The sequence below is a fragment of the Mesorhizobium sp. genome (assembly GCF_004962925.1).
Taxonomy (GTDB): Bacteria; Pseudomonadota; Alphaproteobacteria; order Rhizobiales; family Rhizobiaceae; genus Mesorhizobium.
Window position 1 is genome coordinate 1,068 of sequence record NZ_SUEO01000194.1, and the last position, 5,491, is coordinate 6,558.

Annotated in this window: 4 protein-coding genes and 1 pseudogene; 4 read left to right on the forward strand and 1 reads right to left on the reverse strand. The window is 60.6% G+C overall.

The features are described 5' to 3' along the window. Positions 1–211, reverse strand: a pseudogene (locus tag E5W87_RS27920) (hypothetical protein); the annotation flags it as partial. A 537-nt stretch (positions 212–748) separates the two neighbouring features. Here E5W87_RS27920 and glmM point away from each other — a divergent pair. From glmM to E5W87_RS27940, 4 genes are all read left to right on the forward strand, one after another. Further along, positions 749–2,101 (forward strand): phosphoglucosamine mutase, encoded by a 1,353-nt coding sequence (glmM, locus tag E5W87_RS27925; protein ID WP_128286521.1) that lies wholly within the window; start codon positions 749–751, stop codon positions 2,099–2,101. A 203-nt stretch (positions 2,102–2,304) separates the two neighbouring features. Then, a complete protein-coding gene (locus E5W87_RS27930) occupies positions 2,305–3,135 on the forward strand; it encodes an outer membrane protein (protein WP_292404897.1) in 831 nt (276 codons plus the stop codon). A 203-nt stretch (positions 3,136–3,338) separates the two neighbouring features. Beyond that, positions 3,339–4,112 (forward strand): outer membrane protein, encoded by a 774-nt coding sequence (locus E5W87_RS27935; RefSeq protein ID WP_292404898.1) that lies wholly within the window; start codon positions 3,339–3,341, stop codon positions 4,110–4,112. 201 nt (positions 4,113–4,313) lie between these two features. Next, complete coding sequence (locus E5W87_RS27940) at positions 4,314–5,489, forward strand: phosphoserine transaminase (RefSeq protein WP_292404899.1); 1,176 nt, start codon at positions 4,314–4,316, stop codon at positions 5,487–5,489. The last annotated feature ends 2 nt before the right edge of the window (positions 5,490–5,491 follow it).

Sequence of the window (5,491 nt, forward strand, 5' to 3'; positions counted from 1 at the left end):
TCGACTTGGCGGGTTCTGCCGTGGCGCTGTCGTCGGTGCCGCATTCGGCCTTTCGGAACTGGTTCCAGTTCTGTCCGCCAAGTGTTCCGGCGTCCTTGGCCGCGTTATACTTGGTGCTGCACTCGGCCATGGTCAGCGCATTGGCAGGCGCCGCCAGGAATAAGGTCGCGACGGTAAGACCCGTCAAGGTGGCAAGTCGATGGATGAGCATGCGTTTTCTCCCTACAGCGGTTCATGATATGTCCCAGAAAAGCAATAGCGCTCAACGACTGGTTGCGCCAGATGCTAAGTAGCGTAAAGAGTGCCGGAAAGTGCATTCTTTCCAATAAGGTGATGAAATCGTTGCCGGGCGCTGCCTCGCAGCCAAGTTTTTCCGGGTGCATTTGCACGGGGAGCGCGTATATAGCGGTTCACAGTCAGGAGACTGCCGCGCATGACAGCCAGTCGAACCGGCTGATGCGGCGGACCTGAATTCACCTCGGCCTGGAGCAGAACGGCGCGCGGATTCCGAATTCAAAGCCATACTGGCACACCAAGAATCCGCATGCGGTTTTGAGTTGAAGTTCGTGAACGCTGCTGTCGCAACCAGAGCAGGAAACTTGAAAGTCAATACACTGGCGTGACACAAAACACACAAAACAACAATTTTCTAAGGATTGGTGACGTATAATCATGCATTGTGATGATAGGGCTCGGGCCAATTTGTGGCATGACGTGCCGGGAAAGAACCATCGGGAAGCTGACTAGTATGGCAGGAAGTTACTTCGGTACGGACGGCATTCGCGGGCGCGCCAACAGGTTTCCAATGACGGCGGAGATCGCCATGAGGGTCGGCATGGCCGCCGGCCTTTCGTTCCAGCGCGGCAACCATCGCCACCGCGTGGTGCTCGGCAAGGACACCAGACTTTCCGGCTACATGATCGAGAATGCGATGGTATCGGGCCTCTGCGCCGCCGGCATGGACGTGTTCCTGCTTGGCCCGATTCCGACGCCGGCGGTCGCCATGCTGGTGCGCTCGTTGCGCGCCGACATCGGCGTGATGATCTCGGCCTCGCACAATCCTTACTATGACAACGGCATCAAGCTGTTCGGCCCAGATGGCTATAAGCTCTCCGACGAGATCGAGGAGCGCATCGAGGGGATGCTCGACAAGGATATCGAGCTGGCGCTCGCCGATTCGGACGGGCTCGGCCGCGCCAAGCGCGTCGACGGCGTCCATGACCGCTATATCGAATTCGCCAAACGCACGCTGCCGCGATCGATGTCGCTTTCGGGGCTCCGCATCGTCGTCGATTGCGCCAATGGCGCTGCCTACAAGGTGGCGCCCGAGGCGCTGTGGGAACTCGGCGCCGAGGTCGTCGCCATCAATGTCGAGCCTAATGGCTTCAACATCAACAAGGAGTGCGGCTCGACGCACCCGGCCGGCCTGCAGAAGAAGGTGCACGAAGTGCGCGCCGATATCGGCATCGCGCTCGACGGCGACGCCGACCGCGTCGTCATCGTCGACGAGAATGGCGCGATCGTCGATGGCGACCAGATCATGGCGCTGATCGCCGAGTCCTGGCATCAGAGCGGCCGGCTGGCCGGCGGCGGCGTCGTCTCGACGGTGATGTCCAATCTCGGCCTCGAACGCTTCCTCGGCGACATGAACCTGCAGTTGCACCGCACCAAGGTCGGCGACCGCTATGTCGTCGAGCACATGCGTGCGCACGGCCTGAATGTCGGCGGCGAACAGTCGGGCCACATCGTGCTGTCCGATTTTTCCACCACCGGTGACGGCCTCGTCTCGGCACTGCAGGTGCTCGCCTGCATCAAGCGGCAGAACCGGCCGGTCAGCGAACTGTCGAAGAAATTCGAGCCGGTGCCGCAGCTTTTGAAGAACGTCCATATTTCCGGCGGCAAGCCGCTCGAGGAAGCCCCGGTCAAGGCGGCGATCGAAGATGCACGCCATCGCCTGGGCAAGGCCGGACGCCTGGTCATCCGGCCATCCGGGACGGAGCCGCTCATCCGCGTCATGGCGGAAGGCGACGACCAGCAGCTGGTCGAGGCCGTTGTCAACGACATCGTCGAGATCATTTCAGAAACGCGCAGCGCCGCCTGATCCTGCAGCTTTTGCCAGTCTGAAAGCCCGCCTTCCGGCGGGCTTTTTCGTTGATTTATGGTCGCGAGTTTCTCGAATTCTAGAGATTCATGGTTAAGCGATACAGTTAAACGCCTTTTAACTTTTCCAATTCATTATCCACGACTGAAACCAATCACATTCGGACGCGTTCGCTGTGCCGAGGGTTCTCAGGGGTGACAAGCATGTTCAATACAGCAAGGATGGCTCTATTTGCCGCGCTGTTCGCGGGCGTAGCCGGACCAGTATTCGCCGCCGACTTCGTCGAGCCGCCCGTGATCGAGCCGGCCCCGCCGCCGGCCGTCTACGAGCAGCCGGCCGAATATGGCGGCTGGTACATTCGCGGCGACATCGACTATCATTGGTCGAAGTTTCGCGGCGCCGACTACATCACCTACGGTGACACACCCGGTACTGGTCGCTTCGACAGCGGCAAGCTGGAGAGCGCCTTCTCGGCCGGCGCCGGCGTAGGTTACCAAATCAACCAGCATTTCCGCACCGATCTCACCGCCGACTGGATGAGCAAATCCAAATTCCGCGGCTCGACCAGCGGTATCTGCGAAGATGGAGATCCCTGCACTTCCGTCGACACCTCGTCCTATACAGCGCTGCTGCTGCTCGCCAACGCCTATGTTGATATCGGCACATGGCACGGCATCACGCCCTATGTCGGCGCCGGCATCGGCGGTGCCTGGGTCAAGTGGGATGAGCTCCACAACACCATTGAGGACGGTTCGTTTGAGCATGCCGGCGGCAAGGGCTGGCGTTTTGCCTATGCAGCCATGGCTGGCGCATCCTACTGCTTGACCGATCGGGTCAAACTGGATGTCGGTTACCGCTACAGCCATATCGAGGGCGGTAAGATGTTCAACTTCGCCAGCGGCGTCGGTCCTGGCCATGACAAGGGCATCAATGTGCACGAGGTGCGCGGCGGCTTGCGCTACCAGTTCGGCAACTCGGACTGCGCCCAGCCGGAGCCGATCGCCTATGAACCGGAACCGATCTACACCAAATAGACGCCTCGAAAGCTAAAAAGATTTGCAAGCCGCCCGGTGAAAATCGGGCGGTTTTCGTTGTGCCGATGCCGGCCGAAAGCCAATCAAAATCAATTCGCTAACGCCCTGTTATCCTTAACCGCCACTTAACCACTATGGTTAACAATGCTTCCTGAAACGGCGCTCGCAATTGCGATTGGCGCCACCTTCGGGAGCCGCGGACCATGACAGTCAAATCGCGCATAGCGCTGGCGCTTGCAGCAATCGCCCTGACGCCGCTGTCGCAGGCACTCGGCGCCGACTACGATCCGCCGATCTATGTCGACCAAGCGCCGGACTACGTGCCGGTCGAAGTCGGTTCGGGATGGTATCTGCGCGGCGATGTCGCTTATTTACCGGAAGAGAGCTTCGAAAATGAGGATTTCGCCTTCACGCCGGCCAGCTTCAGCGACAAAGAAGATCCGATCTTTGCCAGCATCGGCTTCGGCTACCATTTCAACGACTATCTGCGTGCCGACCTCAATCTCGGCTATCTGCCCGGCAACAAGATCAGCGTCGGCTATGACGATTCAGCGATCGTGACGCCGCCGACGCCGGCGACCGTGGCATCAGCATCACTGGAGAACTACGCCTTCTCGGGCATGCTCAATGGCTATGTCGATCTTGGCACCTATGTCGGGATCACGCCCTATCTCGGCGCGGGTATCGGCGTTGTCCAGAGCAAGCGCAAGCTTTCGGCGAGCTATTTCACCGACAACGATGACCCCGCCGACGATTTCGTTCTGCAGGCCAACAAGACCCAGTATTCCCTTGCCTATACGCTGAATGCGGGCCTTGCCTATCAAGTGTCCAAGAATGTCTCCGTCGATCTGGGCTATCAGTATTTTTCCGCGCCCGACGCCGAGTATGCCACCGCAGAGGATCTGGATTCGTATCCGATCCGCAAAGGGATCAGCAATCATCAGGTCAAGATCGGGTTGCGTTACGACCTCTGGTAGGAGCCGCGCAGGCGACAATCAAGACGGCGGATCTTCGGGTTCGCCGTTCGTGTTTTTAGGCCATGACATTCTCACCACAGATGACCAGTATCCTGCCAGCGACAAAAACTTTCCCCTTGACGCTTGACGCCTGAACGCATATCGCCGTCCGTGGGCCACCCCTCCCCAACGAGGGGCCACTATCTGGAAGGATAGACCACGATGACGACGCATACGAAGCCCGGACTCCGTCCGGCAAATCCCAATTTTTCTTCAGGTCCCTGTGCAAAACGCCCCGGCTGGTCGGTCGAGGCGCTGACCAATGCCGCGCTCGGACGTTCGCACCGCGCCAAGGTCGGCAAGACCAAGCTCGAACAGGCGATCGAGCTGACGCGGGAGATACTCCAGGTTCCGGCAGACTATCGCATCGGCATCGTGCCGGCATCGGACACCGGCGCGGTCGAGATGGCGCTGTGGTCGCTGCTCGGCGAACGCGGCGTCGACATGGTCGCCTGGGAGAGTTTCGGTTCCGGCTGGGTCACCGATGTGGTCAAGCAGCTGAAGCTCGACGACGTGCGCAGGATCGAAGCCGGTTACGGCGCGCTGCCAGATCTGGCAAAAATCGACTTCGACCGCGACGTGGTCTTCACCTGGAACGGCACGACGTCAGGCGTGCGTGTGCCGAGCGGCGATTTCATCCCGGCCGCTCGCCGCGGCCTGACCATCTGCGACGCCACTTCGGCGGCCTTTGCGCAAAGGCTCGATTTCCGGAAGCTCGATGTCGTCACCTTCTCGTGGCAGAAGGTGCTGGGCGGCGAGGGCGCACATGGCATGCTGATCCTCAGCCCGCGCGCCGTCGAGCGGCTGGAAAGCTACAAGCCGGCCTGGCCGCTGCCGAAAATCTTTCGCCTGACCTCGGGCGGCAAGCTCATCGAAGGTATCTTCAAGGGCGAGACCATCAACACGCCGTCGATGCTGTGCGTCGAGGACTATCTTGACGCGCTGCGTTGGGCGAAGTCGATCGGCGGCCTCGATGCATTGATTGCCCGCGCCGACGCCAATGCCGCCGTTCTCGACGGCTTTGTCCGCAAATCCTCATGGCTCGGCCATCTGGCCACCGACCCGGCGACGCGGTCGAACACGTCCGTCTGCCTTTCCTTCACCGACCCGGATGTCTCAGCGCTCGATGCCGACGGACAGGCGGCGTTCGCCAAGGGCATCGTCTCGACGCTCGACAAGGAAGGCGTCGCCTACGACATCGGCGCCTATCGCGATGCGCCGCCCGGCCTGCGCATCTGGTGCGGGGCGACGGTCGAGACCACTTCCCTCGAAGCGCTGCTGCCGTGGCTCGACTGGGCCTTTGCCGCGCAAAAGGCGTCGCTCAAGGCGGCCGCCTGAGT

Coding starts and splice junctions, on each gene's coding strand:
- E5W87_RS27940 (WP_292404899.1), top strand. CDS start 4,314: ATGACGACGCATACGAAGCCCGGACTCCGTCCGGCAAATCCCAATTTT.
- E5W87_RS27935 (WP_292404898.1), top strand. CDS start 3,339: ATGACAGTCAAATCGCGCATAGCGCTGGCGCTTGCAGCAATCGCCCTG.
- glmM (WP_128286521.1), top strand. CDS start 749: ATGGCAGGAAGTTACTTCGGTACGGACGGCATTCGCGGGCGCGCCAAC.
- E5W87_RS27930 (WP_292404897.1), top strand. CDS start 2,305: ATGTTCAATACAGCAAGGATGGCTCTATTTGCCGCGCTGTTCGCGGGC.